This is a genomic window from Providencia sp. PROV080, assembly GCF_033688105.1.
Taxonomy (GTDB): Bacteria; Pseudomonadota; Gammaproteobacteria; order Enterobacterales; family Enterobacteriaceae; genus Providencia; species Providencia zhejiangensis.
On record NZ_CP096346.1, the window covers coordinates 1,939,936 to 1,960,954 of the forward strand.

Below are 21,019 nucleotides of genomic sequence, written 5' to 3' on the forward strand. Positions count from 1 at the left end.
AAGTACACCTTGGTTGACCTACAAAATAGCATATCGCTAACATAAAAAAGCTCATAGATTAACTCCATGAGACTTGTAGTGTTAGATTTAAATTACATACTATATGTAGTGGTTTGTTGATTTTACTATAACAAGATAATGTTAATGTGCAGCTTTAGCAAGTGCACAAATCTGAGTCTTCTGTGGATAACTTTAGGGATAAAAATGATCACCATGTCGGTAAGCTGCAATATAAAAGGAATTCTATTAATCGAAACTCGCCACATGGTGATAAAAATTAATTTTGTAAAATGAGATCGTTTGCTGCTTTCTTAAACGTAACGCTTGCTATTTATTCGCTTACAGTATGGAGCATATAATTGACGTCAACGTTAGGGCCTAAGTAAAATTTATCCTTCAAAGGATTATAATGTAACCCAATGATATGTTTGTCTTTTAATTGGGTTTCATCGACCCAGCCTATCAGCTCAGAAGGGCGAATGAATTTTTTCGCATCGTGAGTTCCTTTAGGTACCATTTTCATCACATATTCGGCCCCGATCACCGCCATCAACCATGCTTTTTTATTACGATTAATAGTCGAAAAAATAACATGTCCACCCGGTTTCACTAATTTAGCGCATGCACGCACTACGGATTGAGGATCAGGGACATGTTCTAACATCTCCATACAGGTCACCACGTCATAAGCGTGTGGATACTTGTCAGCATGCTGTTCAACGGTTTCTTGCACATATTCAACAGGGATACCTGATTCTAATGAGTGCAAGCGTGCGACCATCAAGGGTTCTGCTCCCATATCAAGGCCTGTCACTTCGGCTCCTTCTCGTGCCATACTTTCTGATAAGATCCCACCGCCACAACCAACATCCAAGACTTTTTTACCAAATAAACCATCGATGCGTTGCATGATATAGCCGAGGCGCAGAGGATTAATGCGGTGAAGTGGGGCAAATTCACCTTCTAGATCCCACCAGCGAGAGGCGATCGCTTCAAATTTCTCAATTTCCTGCTTATCGACATTTTGATACGCTGAAGTTGAAGTATCATTCATGAGTGGAGCTCCTGTTACGAAATAGGTGTCCGAGCCGTAATACGTGAATTTATGGTGACTATGAAACATTTTTGTTGCTCTTACGCAATAAACTCAAAGTATCCGGACACATAAAGACATTTTTCCGCTATTATACATAGCTTGAAAGACAAATACTCACTTCTCATTTTTTTTATTAAATTGGCGAATTGTGGTATAGTTCTAAACCTTTGAATCCGAAGTTATGAGGGACAGTGGTTCCATGAGCGACATTGCCAGAGAAATCACACCGGTCAATATCGAAGAAGAACTAAAAAGTTCGTATTTGGATTATGCGATGTCCGTTATTGTCGGCCGCGCACTTCCAGATGTTCGAGATGGACTGAAGCCAGTACACCGCAGAGTACTGTTTGCGATGAATGTATTGGGAAATGATTGGAATAAACCCTATAAAAAATCTGCCCGTATAGTCGGGGACGTTATCGGTAAATACCATCCACATGGTGATAGCGCTGTTTATGAGACGATTGTTCGTCTTGCGCAGCCTTTCTCTATGCGTTATATGCTGGTAGATGGTCAGGGGAACTTTGGTTCAGTTGACGGAGACTCCGCAGCTGCAATGCGTTATACGGAAATCCGTATGGCGAAAATTGCCCATGAAATGTTAGCGGATCTTGAAAAAGAAACCGTTGATTTCGTCCCAAACTATGATGGTACAGAGCAAATCCCAGAAGTAATGCCGACAAAAATACCTAACCTATTGGTTAATGGCTCGTCGGGTATTGCTGTAGGGATGGCAACCAATATTCCTCCACACAACTTAGGGGAAGTCATTAGTGGTTGTCTTGCTTATATAGATGATGAAGATATCAGCATTGAAGGTTTAATGGAGCATATTCCTGGGCCTGATTTCCCGACCGCTGCCATCATTAATGGCCGTCGTGGAATTATTGATGCTTACCGCACTGGCCGCGGCAAAGTCTATATCCGTGCCCGTGCAGAAGTTGAAGTCGATGAGAAAAATGGTCGTGAAACCATTATTGTTAGCGAAATTCCTTATCAGGTAAATAAAGCACGTCTTATCGAGAAAATTGCTGAGCTCGTTAAAGAAAAACGCGTCGAAGGGATCAGTGCATTACGTGATGAGTCGGATAAAGACGGCATGCGTATTGTGATTGAAGTTAAACGTGATGCGGTTGGTGAGGTTGTGCTTAATAATCTCTATTCACTCACACAACTTCAAGTCTCTTTTGGGATCAACATGGTTGCTTTGCATCAAGGCCAACCGAAGATCCTTAACTTAAAAGATATTATTGCCGCGTTTGTTCGCCATCGTCGTGAAGTGGTGACACGCCGTACTATCTTTGAATTACGCAAAGCACGTGAACGCGCTCATATCCTTGAAGCATTAGCCGTAGCATTAGCGAATATTGACCCTATTATCGAACTCATTCGTCAGGCACCAACGCCTGCTGAAGCGAAAGCAGGTTTAGTTGCACGCCCTTGGGATCTGGGTAATGTTGCTGCCATGTTAGAACGCGCTGGCGATGACGCTGCACGTCCTGAATGGTTAGAAGAGCAATTTGGTGTTCATGATGGTAAATACTACCTGACAGAACAACAAGCTCAGGCTATCTTGGATTTGCGTCTGCAAAAACTGACTGGCCTTGAGCATGAAAAACTGCTGGAAGAGTATCGTGACCTTCTGAAACAAATTGAAGCATTACTGTATATTCTACGTAGTCCTGAGCGTTTAATGGAGGTCATTCGCGAAGAATTAGAAGCTATTCGCGAAATTTATAACGATGCTCGTCGAACAGAAATCACTGAAAACTCTGCTGATATTAATATTGAAGATTTAATCAGTGAAGAAGATGTGGTCGTTACCTTATCTCACCAAGGTTATGTTAAGTATCAGCCATTGTCTGATTACGAAGCACAACGTCGTGGTGGTAAAGGTAAATCTGCGGCACGTATTAAAGAAGAAGACTTTATTGAACGTCTGCTGGTGGCTAACACCCATGATACGATTTTGTGTTTCTCCAGCCGTGGTCGCCTATATTGGATGAAGGTTTATCAATTACCTGAAGCAAGTCGTGGGGCTCGTGGTCGTCCAATCGTTAATCTGCTGCCACTCGAGCAGGATGAGCGTATTACAGCGATCTTACCAGTTCGCGAATACGAAGAAGGGTATTATGTCTTCATGGCAACCGCTAGTGGTACGGTGAAGAAAACCCCTCTGCAAGACTTCAGCCGCCCAAGAAGTGCCGGTATTATTGCGGTTAACCTCAATGACGGTGATGAGCTGATTGGTGTTGATTTAACCAATGGTTCAAATGAAGTGATGCTGTTCTCGGCGCAAGGTAAAGTCGTTCGTTTCGCTGAAGATGCTGTTCGTCCAATGGGGCGTACCGCAACAGGTGTTCGTGGTATCCGTTTAGTGGATGAAGATAAAGTGGTTTCATTGATTATTCCACGCGGTGAAGGTCATATTTTAACGGTGACTGAAAATGGCTATGGTAAACGTACGGCTGAGCAAGAATACCCAACGAAATCTCGTGCCACTCAAGGTGTTATCTCCATTAAAGTGAGTGAACGTAACGGTAATGTGATCGGGGCTATCCAAGTGGATGAAACCGACCAAATTATGATGATTACCGATGCCGGAACTTTAGTGCGTACACGCGTCTCAGAAGTGAGTGTTGTCGGCCGTAATACTCAGGGTGTCACTCTGATTAGAACAGCTGAAGATGAAAAAGTTGTTGGTTTACAACGTGTCGCTGAAACGGAAGAGGATGAAACCTCTGATGAAGATAGTATAGAGAATAGTGCGGATGCTGATACAGATTCAGCCGAATAAATGTGAAGCTGAATAATTTAACGGGCGGTTTACCGCCCGTTTTGCTATCTATAACTAGCAGGTCTGACATTTATCGCTTTTTATCAGTTGTATCGAGTATACTTAATCGTCGTTACATAGCTGGTGTAGGATAAAACTTGAGATACTTACCATCATTTAGAACATCATTACGTTTATCACGTGATTTATTTCGTATCCTTGGTTTAATGCTATGGGGAATGGGGGTATTTATTACTCTGTTCTTTCTCTACACTCAATTCAACGAAAGTAAATCCGATATACGCCAGCAATTCTATTCAAGTTTTGAGAATATGCAGGCATTTATCTTACAGACAGGAACAACTTTACGTTCTATTCAGTTTATGACGGAACAGCATGAGGAGAAACTGGTTAATCAACCTAATTATCCGACACTGCCTGTGACCGGCTCTTATACCTTATATCCCTTATCCCCTGAAGCCGATTGTGTATATTTCGAAAATAGCACAACGAATTATCTTACGGCATTCGAGCAATTAATTTATTTTTGGAAAGACAGTATTGCTGCGCCTCAAGGGTTAAATCACGTGTTTGTGATTGGTTCTAAGAGCTACTGTATGATGGATTTTTCGATCCGAACGACAGTATCAGATATCGAAATGCTTAAGAAAATTGGCTATGAGAATATCAGGTCATACCAAAGCCTTAGATTACAAGGGCAAGAACGCAATTTATATACGGTGGTTCATGGCGCACAAACGGATTCAGGACAACTTTATTTAATCCAACCTATCTATGTTGACGGCCGTTTGTATGGATTTATCGGTTTAGAGAGAACGATTAGCTTAAACCAATTTAATCAGCGTTCTAATAAGTCAATTGAATCGGTTGTCGTTAACGCCTATAACCAACCCGTTTTATACAGCACTGCGGACTCTAACCCAAAAAATTCCAGTCTATTATCTATTTCTGAGCCAAGCTTTTTTGGTTTTAATTCCGATTATTCAAAGCTAATTTTTAAAAAGCGCTTAACGCCTTCCTTAATGACGGTTATTTATGCAGTACCAACCAGTGAGATATTAGCAGAGCATAAGGTAGCCATCTTTTATAGTGTGATTATTAACATTATTACAGGAGGGATGATCTTTTTCTTAATTTTGCTGTTAGAACGAAAAATGCTAATACCCGCGGCGAATACGGCTATTCGCCTCGAAGAACACGAACAATTTAATCATAAAATCGTAGCTTCAGCACCTGTCGGTATTATTATTCTAAGGCTCAGTGATGGTGGTAATATCTTGAGTAATGAACTGGCTCATGACTATTTCCGTTTATTAAGTGAAGATGATAAGCAGCGTATACTGACGATTATTCGACAAAAATCGAGTAATTATATTGATGTGGTGACAACGAGTAGTACACATCTACAAATTAGCTTTGTGAATTCACGTTATCAAAACGAAGATGTGGCGATTTGTGTGCTTATCGATATTAGCATTCGTGTGCAAATGGAAAAATCGTTGCAAGATGTCGCGGATGCCGCAGAGCAAGCGAACCATGCCAAATCAATGTTTTTAGCGACGGTCAGCCATGAATTACGAACACCGTTGTATGGAATTATTGGTAATATTGAATTATTACAGCGAGCTGAATTATCAGATAAAGCTAGTCGGTTGGTTACAACGATGGATAATTCATCATCACTGTTATTACAGATTATCAGCGATATTTTGGATTTTTCTAAAATAGAATCCAAACAGTTAAAAATTGAAAATAAACTATTTAATTGCCGTGACGTTTTTGCTTTTGTTTTAGCCAATTATTTGCCTTTAATTGCCAAAAAACAGATTGCAATCTATTCCTTTATTGAACCCAATGTACCGGATTTATTGCTGAATGACTCTGTTAGGCTACAACAAGTCATCTCTAATATTGTTAATAACAGCATTAAATTTACAGACTCAGGTTTTGTGATTTTTTATGTTTGGCGTGATGAAAACTATTTAAAGATTGAAATTAAAGATTCTGGAATAGGGATGTCTCAGGCGGTTGTTTTGCAACTATTCGACCCTTTCTTTCAAGTTTATGATCAGAATAATGTGGGTCATAAAGGGACTGGTCTAGGCTTAGCCATTTGTGAAAAATTGATTAGCTTGATGGATGGTGATATCGAAGTTAATTCACAAACAGGGCTAGGTAGTTCATTTATTATTCGAATACCTCTTTATGGGCAAAAATATATTGAACAAAAAACACCGGAGTATCGTTTTAGTTATCGGATAGCAATTAATTGCCAAAATCAATTTTTAGCCGACTTTTTAGCCAAATTACTCAGATACCATCATTTTGTGGTATTTTCCGGTGATGAAATAGAAAAAACAGAACGTTATGATTTGCTTATTACTGATAGTGAAGAGCCACATAAGTGTAATGTGAAAAAGGAAATCCAACTCAGTGGTTTTTATGTGGGTGACTTACGTGAAATAGCGCCTAATAAATGGCTATATAACACTTATCAAAATGAAAAATTACCCTTTATTATTGATAAAGTGATTTCAAAAACAGTTGAGGGGCAAGTCGCAAAAGCAGAGTCAATCAAAGCGAATTCACTTGAAATTGATGGTTCACTATCTGCTTATCAAGTCTTAATTGTTGATGATCATCCAATTAATAGGGTGTTATTGAGCGACCAGATTGCCAATATTGGCTTTTGTACATCGACTGCGGTTGACGGCCTAGATGCGCTAAAATACTTAGAAAATCATACGGTTGATATTGTCTTGACGGATGTCAATATGCCTAATATGGATGGCTATGAGCTTGCTAAAGAACTCAGAAAACGGGGTTCAGCGGTCCCGATTATTGCATTAACGGCGAATGCAATGGCAGATGAAAAGCAGCGTTGTATAGATTCGGGAATGAATGATTGTTTATCAAAACCGACAAAAATCACAATACTGAAAGAAACATTATTAAAATATGTGATTGCCCAATAGGTATAGAATGAAGTGAGTGGTATCGAGAGGGAAGAGAAAAACCCATTTTATAGGGTTTTTCATCAATAATATAAAGATAACTCAATAGGTTAATCGCTAGGTGAATTATCAATACTGACAGAAGATAGGTAGTTAAGCAATGCGATATCATTATCAACACCAAGCTTCAACATCGCTGATTTCTTTTGGCTACTGATTGTTTTAATACTACGATTCAGCTTCTTAGCAATTTCTGTCACCAAAAAGCCTTCTGCAAATAGGCGTAAAACTTCACTTTCTTTTGGTGATAAGCGTTTGTCGCCGTAGCCACTTGCATTGACCTTCTCAAGCAGTTTACTCACACTTTCAGGGGTAAATTTTTTACCTTTTTGTAATGCGGCTAATGCTTTAGGTAAGTCAGCGGGAGCACCTTGCTTCAGAACAATCCCTTCAATATCCAATTCAAGGATAGCACTTAAGATAGCAGGGTTATTGTTCATTGTCAGAACGATAACCGAAAGGTCCGGATAGTGGCGTTTAATGTATTTAATTAATGTAATACCATCACCGTATTTATCACCTGGCATCGATAAATCAGTGACTAAAACATCAGCATTTAAACGTGCTAAATTATTAATTAAAGATGTTGAGTCTTCAAATTCACCAACGATATTGACCCATTCTATCTGTTCGAGTGACTTTCTGATACCGAAAAGAACAATAGGATGATCATCGGCAACAATGACATTTAGGTTATTCATATTATTGGTTACCTTCTAGCATTAGTTTTTTCACTGAAATATCCAGTTCTCTAATGCAATTACTTATTTTTAAGCTATTTTCTTCTGCTATGTAAAGTTCCAAATCTTCACAAAGCTTGTGAAGGAACCTAAAATCTAGCATAGCAAAAACTCCTTTTAAACGATGTGCTGTGTTTTTCAATTCGGTCAAATCCTCAACACTTTCGCTATTATACAGTTTATTAATATCTATCGGTACTGTTGTTATGAACAATTCCTTATAATCGCTTTTTGATAAAATATGTTGATAAGTGTGAAGTATACTTTCCATTGATTCATCATTGGTTTGAGCAAGCTCTTGGCTAGCAAATGGAATATGACCAATGGACTCTAAATTATTATCATCAGATGCTGCGTGTTCGATAAGCAAAGATATAGCATCAATCAGCTCATCTGCAAAGTTATAGTTAACTTCTAAATGCTGTGATGTGATTGAGTTGACACCTAGCACCGTTCCAGAAACTTTTATGATGTTTTTAAACTGGTTTTCATCATTATCAGTGATCAATAAATCCCAATCCGAGTGTGGCGAACTTTCATGTAAGTCTAAAAAGTCAGCGCCGTAATGTGTTAGTGTGTTTCTGATTATTCTTGAAGCATCAGCATTATGAATAGCTAAACGAATATGTATATCTTCAAGTAAAGTCGGATAGCTATCGGCCATTGTTGCTGATTTAACAGGCAAAATAAGTTGGTAATGAGAGCCAATAGCAGGGCTACTATTAATTGTAAAAGTCCCATTCATCTTTTTACTGATTGCTTTACATAAATAGAAGGTAATGCCGGAACGGCTAAATCGTGATGAGGTAAGTACTTGCCCCGAAAATGGATGCTGAAGATTACTCAGTTCGTGTTTGGTGAGCCCCATACCACTATCTCTGATATCAATGATAATATGGTTTTTATCTTCTTGATAATTAAGGGTAATAGACACTTTTCCAAAAGAGGTGGTATCGATGGAGTACTCAAAAATGAGTTGTAAAAGATGTCTTAGATAGGTTGGATCTAATGAAAACATAGATTCAGGATTAATGTTATTATAAAAATAAAGCGTTAATCCTTTACTTCTAAGACGAAAAAGATTTTGTTTTAAAAATTGAGTGAGTAGTGAACTAACGGAAATTTTCTCAGCAGATGATTTACTGGCAGATGACTCAAGTGAATTTAATAAATTAATATTATTAAACCAGCGGCTAATATGAGTTGTTTGCAGGACGATGGTATCAATGAAATCTTGCTTATTTGCTGTCGGAGATTCAATAAGTCCTTCAACGGCGTTATTTAACAGCGTTAAGGAAGGTTGAATTTCCTTCTGCATATTCTCAAAGACAACCTTTCTCAACTGAATATTTTTCTTATACTCACGGTTAGCGAGTTCTTGTCGCCGTTGTGTCAATGCTTCTTTATCTTTATCAATAATAATGAAAAGATAAGTATCTTCTAGCATGTTAATTTTAACGAGAATGACTTCATAAACGTTGTTCTCAATCGAGATTTGGATCATGTCATGGTTATTTGTAGCCAATTCCTTGATATGGTTAAGATCCATAGACGGTAATAAGGAGTTGGCCGCATTATTACTGAGCAATTTTTTATTGGTTGTAAAGTCATACACCAAAATACCGTAACTAATGTTGTTAATGATGTCGTGATTAAGCGTATCTTTCAGCTTCAACTCATGTTGCATAATCGAGTTAGGTGAAATAATCCGTTTACGAATAAAGATACTGGTAAAGAAAGCCAGTAATGTCACAATAATGATGCAAGTCAACAGCCAAAGGTTATAACCAATGATACCAACAACCAGATCTTTTAAGGGAACACGATAATAAACCTGATAATTGCTACCTTCTATCTGTTGTGCAAAAACGATACTAGTGCCTCGAAGTTCAACATTAGAAAGCTTATTTGTGTCACTGTTACGTAGTGATAAGGAAATATTATCGCCTTTAAGATTGGTTGGCAGTATAGAGTTGATTGATATATCAAAAGAAATAACACTGGTTAACTGCCCTGGCGAGTTAAACATCAAACGGTAGGTATAGTAATAGATATGCTCAGGTGTCAGTTTTTGTAGATTAGAAATAATCTCTCTTCTATCTAACAGTGTCGACTGGGTTAACATGTCTGTACGCTTTTCTTCCGCGGTTAACGTGAGATAGCTCTCTTTAAAGCGTAATTCAGGTTTTAAAATAGAATGTGTGGTTACCAAGACTAGCGTGTTATCAGAACCATTAAGAAAATACATTGAGTTGTATTCATTGCGTGCCCCCCAAACAATTTCCATGTAGTCGGCAAGCTTACTTGCTAACTGAATATTTTGCTCCTTATCATTACCAAATAAAATGGCATCGATAGTTTGGTTTGAACTGCTTAGCCAAAAAACATCGTGGCGGATTTTTGTAAGGTGAGGGGGCGAGGGAAGCGTTGTGACTTCAGAAAGTGGCGTCAACTTCTCATTAACCAGCTTGTACATCAAATTGGCTTGATAACGGTAATCTTCAATCTGATAGGCCAACTGTTTTGCCATGGTATCCAACGCGGCTTTACGGCTGATAACCCATGAATGATATGAATTATAAAGCGACAGAGATAGCATCACGACCAGTAACAGGATAAAGACGTAAAATAGGCGGGAAAGCAATGTCGTTTTTATTAGTAATTGTCTGTACATATTATGGTGAGCAGTCCTGTCGGCAAAAATATATTAATTGATTAAAAATCATACGCCTATGAAAATATGAGACACCGATTTTGCACAGATATTAACACTTTTATTATGAAATAGAGAACAATTGAGTGAAGATTAGCCAAACAGAATAAAAAAATCAATTTTTTTACTTTCAGGGGTAGACAAGCTGCGTCGATTCCTCCATAATCGCGCCCCATGGAAGGATGGCCGAGCGGTCGAAGGCAGCGGTCTTGAAAACCGCCGATGGGAAACCATCCTAGAGTTCGAATCTCTATCCTTCCGCCATATTCGCCGGCTTAGCTCAGTTGGTAGAGCAACTGACTTGTAATCAGTAGGTCACCAGTTCGACTCCGGTAGCCGGCACCAAATAAGAACCCGTTATCTCTCAACCAGATAGCGGGTTTTTTCTTTTTATTTGTGTGCATAATTACAATGCTCTAAGTAGTGGTTGTGCCATATTTGTGTCATCGTGTGACATTAGCTCGTCGATCTTCATGGCGTGTTCAGTTAGATGATTCGGTGCTAAATGAGCATACCTTCTCACCATTTCTATTGATTCCCATCCTCCCATTTCTTGAAGTGCAGATAGTGGCACTCCGGACTGAACAAGCCAACTCGACCAAGTATGCCTCAAGTCATGAAATCGAAAGTTTTCTATGCCAGCTCTGCGCAATCCTGTTTTCCAAGCTGTATTATGGTTAATTCTCATTTTGCTAACTTTAGCTGTGAGCGTTCCATCTGACCTATGCCATGCTTCAGTATGAACAAATACAAAGCGCTGGTGTTTTCCTATTTGTTCTTTCAATACCTTGCAGGCGGTATTATTTAGGGCAACACCTATCGCTTTCCCTCCCTTTGCATCTTCAGGGTGGATCCAAGCTACTTTTCTTTGAAGGTCGATTTGTGACCATTCAAGGTCAAGTATGTTTGATCGCCTTAATCCAGTGGTCAATGCAAAGATAACAACCGGTTTAAATATTTCAGGCATATATGATCGGCTGTCAGAGGTTGACCAGGCGCTATCGTTGATAATAAACGCTTAGGCCGCACATTAGAACTAGTAAAAATGGTTCAAGATAAGCGTGATAATACCCACTTTCAAGCCTTCCCAGCAGGCAATCGCCCATCTCGAAAACATAAAAAAACGACAGAAAAGAAACCCCAATGTACACTCAATAACGACGATATGCTTGAGGCTTTAACAAAACTTCAGATTCGTTCAGAAAAAATATTTGGAAGCAAAGTTTAAAATAATATTATGCGTGCTATAACGGTGAAATCATGGATGCTAATGAAGCCATGGAAAAACGATTGGCTATTATCGTCGAATTTTGAAAAACCTTAAAAGTGTACATAATCGCTCCAATGAATGTTTACCTCCTAGAGGATTAGATGAATCAATTTATTATCGGAGTGAGGGTGATGAACCTTCGGTTAAAACGGCACTCAGTAATCCTTGGGTAAAAGGAACTGAGGATTTTGCCATAACCTCAACAAAAGGTGTTAAACGTTCGATAAATACTGCTGCTGAACTTGGTGTGTTACCTCCGCCTTTGCAAGGTATGAATTTTCTTCTTAAATCTCGGGTATTTCAAAGTCCTCGCATCATGAAAGAAAATGTTGAAGCTATCTATTTATTGCGGTTTGTTTATGACCCCTATGAAAATCTTTCTGAGGTTATCAATATTATCATTGGGTCTATCGTTAACCAAATGCCGCCAACGAGAAAACGAAAGCTATCGGATTATATTCAAATGGCAGGTGCTATTTCTAATATAAACAAACCAATTAATTTTAATGATAGATTTAAAATTGATGAACAAGTGAATGTATCGGTTAGAAATTTTGCCGAAGGCGTGACGATTGATATCATGACGGAATCACAGATTCGGAAATTTATTGTGGCAGCAATAATCACGCGTATTGTTGCGTTCATTATCACAAAGTCCCCGTCTTTTTTTAAACCTTTAGGTGGTCCCCGTGCGGTGATCAGTCGAACAGTCATTGTAGCCACTCTGATATACAGCTATGGGACCATTGAAAAAATGGCGGAAGCGGCAAAGCGACTGAAGAATAAGAATCGCGCCGTCTATGACGCGATGGACAAAAGTCAAATTACCATGGCTTATTATTTCGTTGAAGAGGAATTAAGCCCATTAATCACGTTAGCTGCAAGCCCAAGTAATGCCGCGAGTGATGATGCTTTTGTTGCTGAAATTCGACACTTAATTAATAAGTATAAAAATTAGAATACACTATCATTAGATATACTGTAGCCAGATGTGCCAGCCATAATTTGAGCTGTTGTAATATCACGATATCGGATCGTCAATCGCTCTTCCGGTTCGATATCATTACGTAAAATATTGTTTGAGCATTGATGAGAGTAATCAATAATCGATGCTTCGTTTAATTTTACCGTGAAATATTTTTCAATTCCGCCATTCTGAGCTGTTCGATAATAATGAAGACGAGATTGAGCGTTTCATTATTTGAAACCGCAATTAATAATAATGGCGATGATTTATCTATCTATTTGGTAAATTGGATAGGTTGGTGCGACAAATTTTGCGATCTGGATATGGAAAAATTTAATTCAGTGACAAATATCGCATCTTTTTTATCTGTTTGATAACGGTTTCCGATTGAATCTAAAGTTCCACAACTGCGTGATATCAAACCTTGTTGTTTTCCTTCTAACGTTAGATAGATTAAATTAGCCATTAATAAATAAGTCCATAATTAGGTGAATTTTGGTTATGATAAACAATAAAATTACAATGGTCACTGTACTCCTACTCTTATGCAATCCCGTATGGTCTTATTCTGAACCAACGATCAAATGTATTCCTGAGGAAAATAATTTTCCGGCGTGTGAGGCTTTAGCAAACCAAGGGGATGATGAGGCGTTATTAATTGTCGGGCGTTTTTATGAAACGGGCACTGGTGTCGAAAAAAATATCGAAAAGGCAGAAGAAATTTATCAGAGACTGTCGGATAAGAACGATGCAAACGGGATGAATCGTTTAGCGATGCTAAAAGAAGACCAAGGAAAAAAAAATGAGGCTATTTTGCTTTATCAAAAAGCGGCAGAGCTTGGATCATCTTCGGCTGACTATAATTTAGGCATATTATACGAGTTGGATAATAATTATACCAAAGCGAAAGAGATGTATGAAATTGCAATTAAAAAACATAAATCAAGTAGTGCAATGATGAGTCTGGGTGACCTATACCGTAATGGTCGTGGGGGAGAGATAAACACTGATTTAGCTGAAAAATGGTATAAAGAATCGATAAAATTCGGTAATGATTTTGCGATTACTCGATTAGGTTATTTGTACGGTGATTTAGAAAATTATGATGATGCAATAAAATGCTATGAAAAAGCCATCATCAAAGGGGATCCTGCGGCAATGAATTCAATGGGGTTGCTTTATCAACATGGTTTTGGTGTTCAACGTGATATCAATAAAGCAGTAAAACTCTATCAAGATGCTTCCAATAAAGATAGTCTTGGTGGTTTAATTAACTTGGGATTGATGTATGAGGAAGGGCTAGGTGTTCCTCAAAGTTATGAGAAAGCTGTCGAATTATACAAAAGAGCTTATCAACTAGGTTACACCGATATTCAATTACGGATTGACTACTTAGATAAAAAAATTCATAAAAAAAATAACTAATGTATGGATTTAACATAAAGGTGCTTAAGCTACCCAATGCTTAGGCACTCAAAATTCCCATCTTCCTACCGTAAAAAAGACCATTTTGTGTTGCTCATTTGTTATCAAAATGGCGGTTTCGGTTTCACGGTAAAAATAACGCCAACCGGCTATTTTTCCAGAATTGCCAAGATTTTTGGGTTGGTATAGGTGTGGCTGTTTCGGGGGGGGGAGGGGCGGTAACTTGGATTCGATTAACAGCATTGCCTGTTTAACATCATGAGTCTTGGAGGAACTGGTAGAATATTTCTTAGCAAAAAGTAAACCGAAGAAAAAATGACCATATAATATATATAATGACAATTAGTACATAGGACCACCTTAATTTTTTATTTCTTTCAAAAAAGAACAATAAGATACATGGTATTAATATTAAAATAGGCTCAATTATATACCTACCTCCAAGGGGAAGTTGACAAAGATTATCTACATCCCCATCACCAACCATCCATTCATAGTCAGATGTTGAAAGGATATTAATTAATAGTAATAAAAAGATTAAATACAGAAACGCGCCTATTTTTAGTATTATTTTCATATCAAGGAATTCCTAGAAGCTTTCTAATTCTATCTCTATTTTCTAAAATCCTCCTACCATAAGATGTCCACTCTCTAATAGGTTCTCCTTTGTTTGAGTAATAAGATTGAATAAAATCATCTAGTTTTCTAGCCGTTCCTCTCTTTATATTTGGTTAAATAATCAGCACCACCAAATGTTTTCCACCATACTGCGTCTAGTAAATCCCATTTAGGGTAATCAGGAAAATTGTTCTGCACAACTGAATCAGGACACTTTTCTTAAGGAATTTTGTTCATACTCAATGGGTGGCAGATTACCGTTGGCAGTATGAAGCCTTTGCAAATCACAGTTCTCATCTCGAAACGAAGCGTGACCAATTAGCAGTGTAGGGTCAGAATGGTAAATGCGTAATTGTCAATAAACAGGCCATTTCCTCGCTGTAGGTTTAGATGACTTCATTCCTTAAATATCTAATGAGAACATCAATTACACCCGAAACGTCATCATGCATAAGAATGGAAGTACAAACTAAAAAGATAAAAAAATTTCCAAGTTTAAAAAACATATCTACATTATTTCCATATTTATAATGACTTAATCTTAATACCTATTGTAACAAATAGAAACATTTATCCAATAAAGGTTATTGAGCATCGAAAATAGATGGTTGGGTTAAATATCACTAAAGATACACATTTTCAGGAGTAAACGGCTCAAACAAAAATGCCCCCTGAAGTATCTTAATGCTCTGTAGGCGATATTAGGTTAAAGAGAATAGAACGGCGGTTTGCCGGTATTAGTGATAGTTAACATTATTTATGAGTATATTGGCGCAATCAAAAACAACGACTGTGCTGTTTTGGGCGTTTTTAGTGCAGATTAGCAGCGGGTAGCATGCCGCTTTGGGATATTTTCATTTATTTATGAATACAATCACCAGCAGGTGACAATATTTTTGGCTTTAATATAGATAATACATGACAGTTTTAAACTGACGTATGGTTAATACGTCAGTTTATGATCTCTGGATAAAGCGTTTAGTGATAAGCGGGTTATTTTTTTATCATTCGCTGATAGATTAATGGGCTATATAGGATAATAGCTAAAGCGATATACCCGAATATCCAGCTCAATTGGAAGTCATGGGCATAAACACCAACAAAGCTAATAATTAGTGCGGTTATTCTAAAGCCGAAAAGATTAAAAAGAGAGTATAGTAACTCGAAAAGAAAACTAAAAATTCCCACAATAGCTTCTATAAGAGAGTCCATATTTATTCCTTATTTCCATCATTTCTCTATTTCGAATAATTTTACAGTATTAAGTCAAATTTTTATAGAGGAAATGATGATAGAAAGGGGCATCATTGTTATAAAACAGTCATTAAATTCTGGTGTTTATTTTTTATCTCTTTGATTAAAAAGATAATGTAAATGTTATTGGATTGAAATAGTAGACATCGTTGATTGTGCTTTTTATCGGGGGTAAATGTTATAAATTTTTTCTATAGGGCAAAAATGATGCATTTTTTAGAGACTAGCTTTATTATAATAAACACCTTATTTGAGTGGTTCCGAGTTAATCGGATCTGACAGCAATAAATGTATGCATTATGTCATGATATGGAGCAGAAAATATGTTGCTTAGTAAAGCAGAGAGAGTCGCCCTTCTTCGTTAAAAACCATTATTAATCAACGAGAAGGGTGATAAATGAATTATACTAAAGTGAATATTGATGAGTGGAATAGAAAACAACATTTCTCATTTTACCGTCAGGCGATGCCATGTGGGTTTAGTTTAACGACTCAGCTAGATATTAGTACGCTAAAATCGGCAATTGTTAAGCAAGGTTATAAACTTTATCCTGTTATGATTTACCTTATCTCTAAAGCGGTCAACCATTACCCTGAATCACGTATGGCCATAAAAGAGGGGGAGCTTGTACTGTGGGATCAGGTCAACCCTGCTTATACGATTTTTCATCAGCAGACAGAAACATTTTCACAGTTATGGACTGAATATAATGATGACTGGTCGATATTTTTATCTCATTACCAGCAAGACCAATTATTATATAAAGATTGTCTCGATTTGATGGCTAAACCAGACTACCCAGAAAATCATTTTTGCATTTCGATGATCCCATGGGTGAGCTTTGAAGGGTTCAATTTAAATGTGGCTAATTTCACTGATTATTTTCCACCTATTTTTACGATGGGAAAATATCATTATTCAGGTGAAAAGGTGCTACTGCCTCTTTCAGTGCAAGTACACCATGCAACTATTGATGGTTTTCATATGGCGAGAATGGTGAATCAAATACAAACACTGTGTGATAACGTTGAATATTAGTATCGCTGTCGTTATTCATTAGTATAAAAGAAAGTGCTGATAACGATGATTATCGGCACATTCTATATTTCTAGAGAAACTGACGCATCATCACGGTGCTTCTGATTGTAGATTAATCCCCATTAACTAATCGCACGGCTAAATCAGGACTGAATACACCCGCTTTAGGGCCACCATGGCAATCTGCTTTAGGTGAAAAATCCCCATCTGATTCTCCAGGTGGTTTAATCCATGCGGTTTTAACAGTAGCAGAGATATCTTTCGGGCCTTCACCAATTTTACGACCCATTGGATTGCACCATTGGTTAGGTAGTGATGAGGCTCCATTACCATTACGAGAAGTATCAATAATGATATTCGGGCGAGCATTAGAAAGTGCGGCGATAAATTGATTTATCTCTTCGCCATATTTGATAGTTGGCTCGGTAGGGTGATAATTAGAAACATTTAATGAGAAACCATAAGCGTCTTTTATACCCGCGTTGACCAACTGTGTTGCCATTTCTTTTGCTGGCTGCCATCGCATATGACCAGCATCTATATATAGATAAACATTCGGACTTAGTGTTTTAAAGCGGGTGACAGCATAATTGAGTAATTCAATCCTTTCTTTACGTTGTGATGGCGTTAAACAGCTCATATCGGCTAAGCCATCAGGCTCAAGAATGATCGTCACCTTAGTATCTGAAATTGTTTTAGCGAGTGTATTAATCCATGTTTGATACTTTTGAGTGTTGGCACTGTTATCCGCTGACGCTTGTCCAGAGCAATCTCGGTTAGGTAACCCGTATAGAACAAGCATCAATTGAGTTTTTTGTTTATTGGCCTGCGTGATATAGCCTGAAATTTGCTGAGTTAATTCTGTTTCATTTTCTTGAATTTTGGATAGCCAAATTGCGGTAGGAACAGAGGCAATTTTTGTATTGATGAGTACGGCTCTTGGGTCATGCTTATTTTTTTCTACCCATAATGCAGCTGAAGATTTGGGGTCAATAAAATAGTCTGCTGCCATGAGCTTACCTATATAACAAGCTGAAATTAAAAATGGAAAAATGATTTTATTCATAGTATCAACTCCGGTTTTAATAAGATGTAATAACGTAATCAGTTGATATAAATATTAAACATATTTATTAATGCATTAGCTGCTTAATCATTTAGTTTTACCCTGCTAAACCGGATTGAATAATTTAGATTAACAACATGATTTGATATGGTCTGTAACGAAAAGGAATAATAGACAGTATCAATATTATTATTTTTATAAGATGAATTTTTAACATGACGGAGTGATAAAGTAAATATACTTAGTTATTTTGGTGTGGTGATTCTTGAACTGAGTTCTCATTGTTTATATTAATAGAAATTATCAATAATCATGATGTCTTAATTCAGTTATTAAAGATAGATTGGATATAACTAAAAAAACACCAAGTGTTAGCTTGGTGTTTTCGCATATACGCTCAATAGTTAGAATGTTTTTTCATATTCTTGAGCTTTGACTTCATCATAGTTATGTTCCCATTTAGCAATAACCAATGCAGCAAGGGCATTACCGATAACATTCAAGGCGGTTCGTGCCATATCAAGAATACGGTCAACGCCCGCAATAAAGGCTAATCCTTCTAATGGGATACCTACACTGCCTAAAGTGGCGAGTAGGACAACGAAAGATACACCCGGTACACCAGCAATTCCTTTTGATGTAATCATTAACGTAAATACAAGAATTAACTCTTGGCCGATAGATAATTCAATGCCATATAACTGAGCAATAAAGATAGCCGCAATACTCTGATAAAGTGTTGAACCATCAAGATTAAATGAATAACCAATAGGAATAACAAAGCTGGTAACAGATTTAGGCGCCCCGTATTTTTCCATTTTATCCATAATACGTGGCAATACGGTTTCAGAACTTGCTGTTGAATAGGCTAATAATAACTCGTCTTTTAAGATTTTCATTAAAGTAAAAATATTAATTTTACAATAGCGAGCAACGAGTCCTAACACAACGATTGCAAAAAATAAGATAGCACAATGTACGAGGATCACTAATTTTAATAATGGAACGAGTGAGGCAAAACCAAAGTTGGCAACGGTGACTGAAATAAGAGCAAATACCCCGATAGGAGCGTACAGCATAATCATGTTAGTGACGCGGAACATCGTTTCTGAGAACGTTTGTAGCACATCCAGTAAGGGTTGCTTTTTCTCTTTAGGTAATGAAGAGAGCCCTAATCCGAATAATACGGCAAAGAAGATCACGGGTAACATTTCACCACTCGCCATAGAAGCAAATATATTACTTGGTACCATGGTTAAAATGGTATTAATGATACCGGAAGGGTGACTTTCTACTTCTTGCGTGGTTTTCTCATATTGTGAGATATCAACTTGCGTGAGTTGTGACATATCAATGCCAACACCGGGTTGAAAGATATTGGCAAAACTGATCCCGACAACTATCGCAATCGTTGTAATCACTTCAAAATAGAGAATCGTTTTAAATCCTAATGAGCCGAGTTGTTTAGTATTACCAACACCAGCGATACCCACAATAAGCGTTGAAATAACAATTGGCACGACGATCATTTTAATTAACTGAATAAATATTTTTCCCGCTGGGGATAAAACATTCACAATTAACCAATCTTTATATTCTACGCTTTCATGCAAAAAGGCGCCGACAATAACCCCTAAAATCAGTGCAATTAATATTTGCCATCCTAGGCCAAACTTAAATGTTTTCTTCGTGGAAATGTGGTTTGAAGTCATAATGAAATCTCAAATATATTAATATTTTTTATGTTTATGTTTTTACGAACGCAATTCTTATAACTAATATTCGTTAAAACTACAACTATTGATTCGTAAATATTGAATCATTTAGTTGAGTGATTGATGTTAGCAATCATTTTTTCTCTTTGATTTGTATATATTTGTAACAGTATCTTTCAGTTACTCATAAAGAAAAGGATTGTATGGAGAATCGGTAATACGAACTTTAAATAGATAATGTTTTTTTATTGTTTTCAGTATGTAACTTAAATGTTATTAGATGGATGAAAAGTATTCTAAAAAAAGACATTAATAGAATGGAGATATTAAATAAATGAAGGCGCCATTAATCTATAAATAGAAACTATTTTTAGAATTAATATTCTAAATAAATTGGTGGGATATCAGTATCGTGATGACATGAAGGGGATATTTCATAAAATAGAGTCATTAGCTCTTTATGCTCTGAAAAGCCTCGCTAATAGGGATGGATTAATAGAACAAAAATTAATAGAGCAAAAATTAATAACCGGATTGACGACGCTTGTAGGCTGCAAGTAGGGTACGCTCCGATAAATCTAAATACTGGTGTAATTTTTCAGCGGCTTCAAGATTATGACCTGCATCCAATAATTCTAAGATGGACTGATTCTTATCAATATAAGGCGCATATAAAATTTTAGGGTCATTGAGATGACCAAAAGCCAGTCTTAACTCAGCGGCGATATTACGATAAAGTTTAATCAGTCTTTCACTATCAGATAATTCAACGATAGCGGTATGGAATTTCATATTTGCAGTTCCAACGCCAACCCAATTTTCAATTTTCTCTTGTTCGTGAGCTTCACTGACGGCTTGTTTCATTTTTTGTACAGCTGGATGCATTGCATATGCTTGCCTTAATGAATCACATTCAATCAATCGGCGAACTTGGTAAATATCGATGATTGCCGCCATGTCAGGGATAGAAACAAATACTCCCTTATTTGGTGCATAAGTCAGTAATCCTTCTTGCGTTAAAACCCGAAATACCTCACGTAATGTGTTTCGAGAAATCGCTAATTCTTCACTGAGAGCCGCTTCTGATAAGCGTTGGCCTGGCGTGAGTTCTCCAACCGTAATTTTGTGGCGGATCGTTTCGGCGATAGTGACGGATAAGGTCTGCGCAACAGGTTGTTTAGTCATATAAGTCGGTTTGTTATGGATGAATAGCCAATAAAGCGTGCCATAAAAGAATATCTTCACATATTCCCTAAAGGGCTTCAAGGTTCCTTTTGGTGCACTATGACATGGTAACCCATTATT

12 protein-coding genes, 2 tRNA genes and 3 pseudogenes are annotated in these 21,019 nt (G+C 37.3%); 8 read left to right on the top strand and 9 right to left on the bottom strand.

Annotated features, from left to right (window positions below; all coding sequences use genetic code 11):
• Window positions 1-331 precede the first annotated feature (331 nt).
• Entirely contained in the window at window positions 332-1,054 is a 723-nt protein-coding gene (gene ubiG, locus M1F03_RS08420) for a bifunctional 2-polyprenyl-6-hydroxyphenol methylase/3-demethylubiquinol 3-O-methyltransferase UbiG (protein ID WP_154624741.1), read from the bottom strand.
• Window positions 1,055-1,295: 241 nt separating this feature from the next.
• Between ubiG and gyrA the strand changes: the two genes are divergently transcribed.
• Window positions 1,296-3,893 (top strand): DNA topoisomerase (ATP-hydrolyzing) subunit A, encoded by a 2,598-nt coding sequence (gyrA, locus tag M1F03_RS08425; protein ID WP_154624742.1) that lies wholly within the window; start codon window positions 1,296-1,298, stop codon window positions 3,891-3,893.
• A 194-nt stretch (window positions 3,894-4,087) separates the two neighbouring features.
• Entirely contained in the window at window positions 4,088-6,868 is a 2,781-nt protein-coding gene (rcsC, locus tag M1F03_RS08430; protein WP_413242961.1) for a two-component system sensor histidine kinase RcsC, read from the top strand.
• An 89-nt stretch (window positions 6,869-6,957) separates the two neighbouring features.
• Here rcsC and rcsB read toward each other — a convergent pair whose 3' ends face one another.
• Complete coding sequence (gene rcsB, locus M1F03_RS08435; protein WP_154624744.1) at window positions 6,958-7,608, bottom strand: response regulator transcription factor RcsB; 651 nt, start codon at window positions 7,606-7,608, stop codon at window positions 6,958-6,960.
• Window position 7,609: 1 nt separating this feature from the next.
• The gene (gene rcsD, locus M1F03_RS08440; RefSeq protein WP_154624745.1) at window positions 7,610-10,321 is read right to left on the bottom strand and encodes a phosphotransferase RcsD; all 2,712 of its coding nucleotides are present in this window, start codon (window positions 10,319-10,321) and stop codon (window positions 7,610-7,612) included.
• A gap of 215 nt (window positions 10,322-10,536) precedes the next feature.
• Here rcsD and M1F03_RS08445 point away from each other — a divergent pair.
• Together M1F03_RS08445 and M1F03_RS08450 are read left to right on the top strand one after the other, a co-directional pair.
• Window positions 10,537-10,624: transfer RNA gene (locus M1F03_RS08445), tRNA-Ser, on the top strand.
• A 5-nt stretch (window positions 10,625-10,629) separates the two neighbouring features.
• Window positions 10,630-10,705: transfer RNA gene (locus M1F03_RS08450), tRNA-Thr, on the top strand.
• Window positions 10,706-10,766: 61 nt separating this feature from the next.
• On the opposite strand, the pseudogene M1F03_RS08455 reads toward M1F03_RS08450, so the two are convergent.
• Window positions 10,767-11,327 (bottom strand): annotated as a pseudogene (locus M1F03_RS08455) (site-specific integrase); the annotation flags it as partial.
• Window position 11,328: 1 nt separating this feature from the next.
• On the opposite strand from M1F03_RS08455, the pseudogene M1F03_RS08460 reads away from it, so the two are divergent.
• Together M1F03_RS08460 and M1F03_RS08465 are read left to right on the top strand one after the other, a co-directional pair.
• Window positions 11,329-11,588 (top strand): annotated as a pseudogene (locus tag M1F03_RS08460) (ISNCY family transposase); the annotation flags it as partial.
• Window positions 11,589-11,670: 82 nt separating this feature from the next.
• Window positions 11,671-12,588, top strand: coding sequence for a hypothetical protein (locus M1F03_RS08465; protein WP_251464016.1), 918 nt, complete (start codon window positions 11,671-11,673; stop codon window positions 12,586-12,588).
• Here M1F03_RS08465 and M1F03_RS08470 read toward each other — a convergent pair.
• Window positions 12,585-13,063 (bottom strand): annotated as a pseudogene (locus tag M1F03_RS08470) (Hcp family type VI secretion system effector). The gene M1F03_RS08465 and the pseudogene M1F03_RS08470 overlap by 4 nt on opposite strands.
• A gap of 35 nt (window positions 13,064-13,098) precedes the next feature.
• Between M1F03_RS08470 and M1F03_RS08475 the strand changes: the two are divergent.
• Window positions 13,099-14,022: a tetratricopeptide repeat protein gene (locus tag M1F03_RS08475; protein ID WP_251464018.1), complete on the top strand. Its 924-nt coding sequence runs from the start codon at window positions 13,099-13,101 to the stop codon at window positions 14,020-14,022.
• A gap of 289 nt (window positions 14,023-14,311) precedes the next feature.
• On the opposite strand, the gene M1F03_RS08480 is transcribed toward M1F03_RS08475, so the two are convergent.
• Window positions 14,312-14,599 (bottom strand): DUF2645 family protein, encoded by a 288-nt coding sequence (locus M1F03_RS08480; RefSeq protein WP_154635564.1) that lies wholly within the window; start codon window positions 14,597-14,599, stop codon window positions 14,312-14,314.
• A gap of 1,692 nt (window positions 14,600-16,291) precedes the next feature.
• On the opposite strand from M1F03_RS08480, the gene catA reads away from it, so the two are divergent.
• Window positions 16,292-16,933, top strand: coding sequence for a type A chloramphenicol O-acetyltransferase (gene catA, locus M1F03_RS08485; RefSeq protein ID WP_154623200.1), 642 nt, complete (start codon window positions 16,292-16,294; stop codon window positions 16,931-16,933).
• A 112-nt stretch (window positions 16,934-17,045) separates the two neighbouring features.
• Here the strand turns inward: catA and M1F03_RS08490 are convergent, their stop codons facing one another.
• The 3 genes from M1F03_RS08490 to M1F03_RS08500 form a co-directional block, all read right to left on the bottom strand.
• Window positions 17,046-17,999, bottom strand: coding sequence for a glycoside hydrolase family 6 protein (locus M1F03_RS08490; protein WP_154623201.1), 954 nt, complete (start codon window positions 17,997-17,999; stop codon window positions 17,046-17,048).
• A gap of 404 nt (window positions 18,000-18,403) precedes the next feature.
• Window positions 18,404-19,711 carry a glutamate/aspartate:proton symporter GltP gene (gltP, locus tag M1F03_RS08495; protein WP_250000355.1) on the bottom strand — a complete coding sequence of 436 codons (1,308 nt, stop codon included), beginning with the start codon at window positions 19,709-19,711 and terminating at the stop codon, window positions 18,404-18,406.
• Between the two features lie 525 nt (window positions 19,712-20,236).
• On the bottom strand, window positions 20,237-20,899 hold the full coding sequence (locus tag M1F03_RS08500) for a GntR family transcriptional regulator (RefSeq protein WP_196713482.1): 663 nt from the start codon (window positions 20,897-20,899) through the stop codon (window positions 20,237-20,239).
• Window positions 20,900-21,019 lie beyond the last annotated feature (120 nt).

Coding starts and splice junctions, on each gene's coding strand:
- catA (WP_154623200.1), top strand. CDS start 16,292: ATGAATTATACTAAAGTGAATATTGATGAGTGGAATAGAAAACAACAT.
- gltP (WP_250000355.1), bottom strand. CDS start 19,711: ATGACTTCAAACCACATTTCCACGAAGAAAACATTTAAGTTTGGCCTA.
- M1F03_RS08500 (WP_196713482.1), bottom strand. CDS start 20,899: ATGACTAAACAACCTGTTGCGCAGACCTTATCCGTCACTATCGCCGAA.
- rcsD (WP_154624745.1), bottom strand. CDS start 10,321: ATGTACAGACAATTACTAATAAAAACGACATTGCTTTCCCGCCTATTT.
- M1F03_RS08490 (WP_154623201.1), bottom strand. CDS start 17,999: ATGAATAAAATCATTTTTCCATTTTTAATTTCAGCTTGTTATATAGGT.
- M1F03_RS08475 (WP_251464018.1), top strand. CDS start 13,099: ATGATAAACAATAAAATTACAATGGTCACTGTACTCCTACTCTTATGC.
- ubiG (WP_154624741.1), bottom strand. CDS start 1,054: ATGAATGATACTTCAACTTCAGCGTATCAAAATGTCGATAAGCAGGAA.
- M1F03_RS08480 (WP_154635564.1), bottom strand. CDS start 14,599: ATGAAAATAATACTAAAAATAGGCGCGTTTCTGTATTTAATCTTTTTA.
- gyrA (WP_154624742.1), top strand. CDS start 1,296: ATGAGCGACATTGCCAGAGAAATCACACCGGTCAATATCGAAGAAGAA.
- rcsB (WP_154624744.1), bottom strand. CDS start 7,608: ATGAATAACCTAAATGTCATTGTTGCCGATGATCATCCTATTGTTCTT.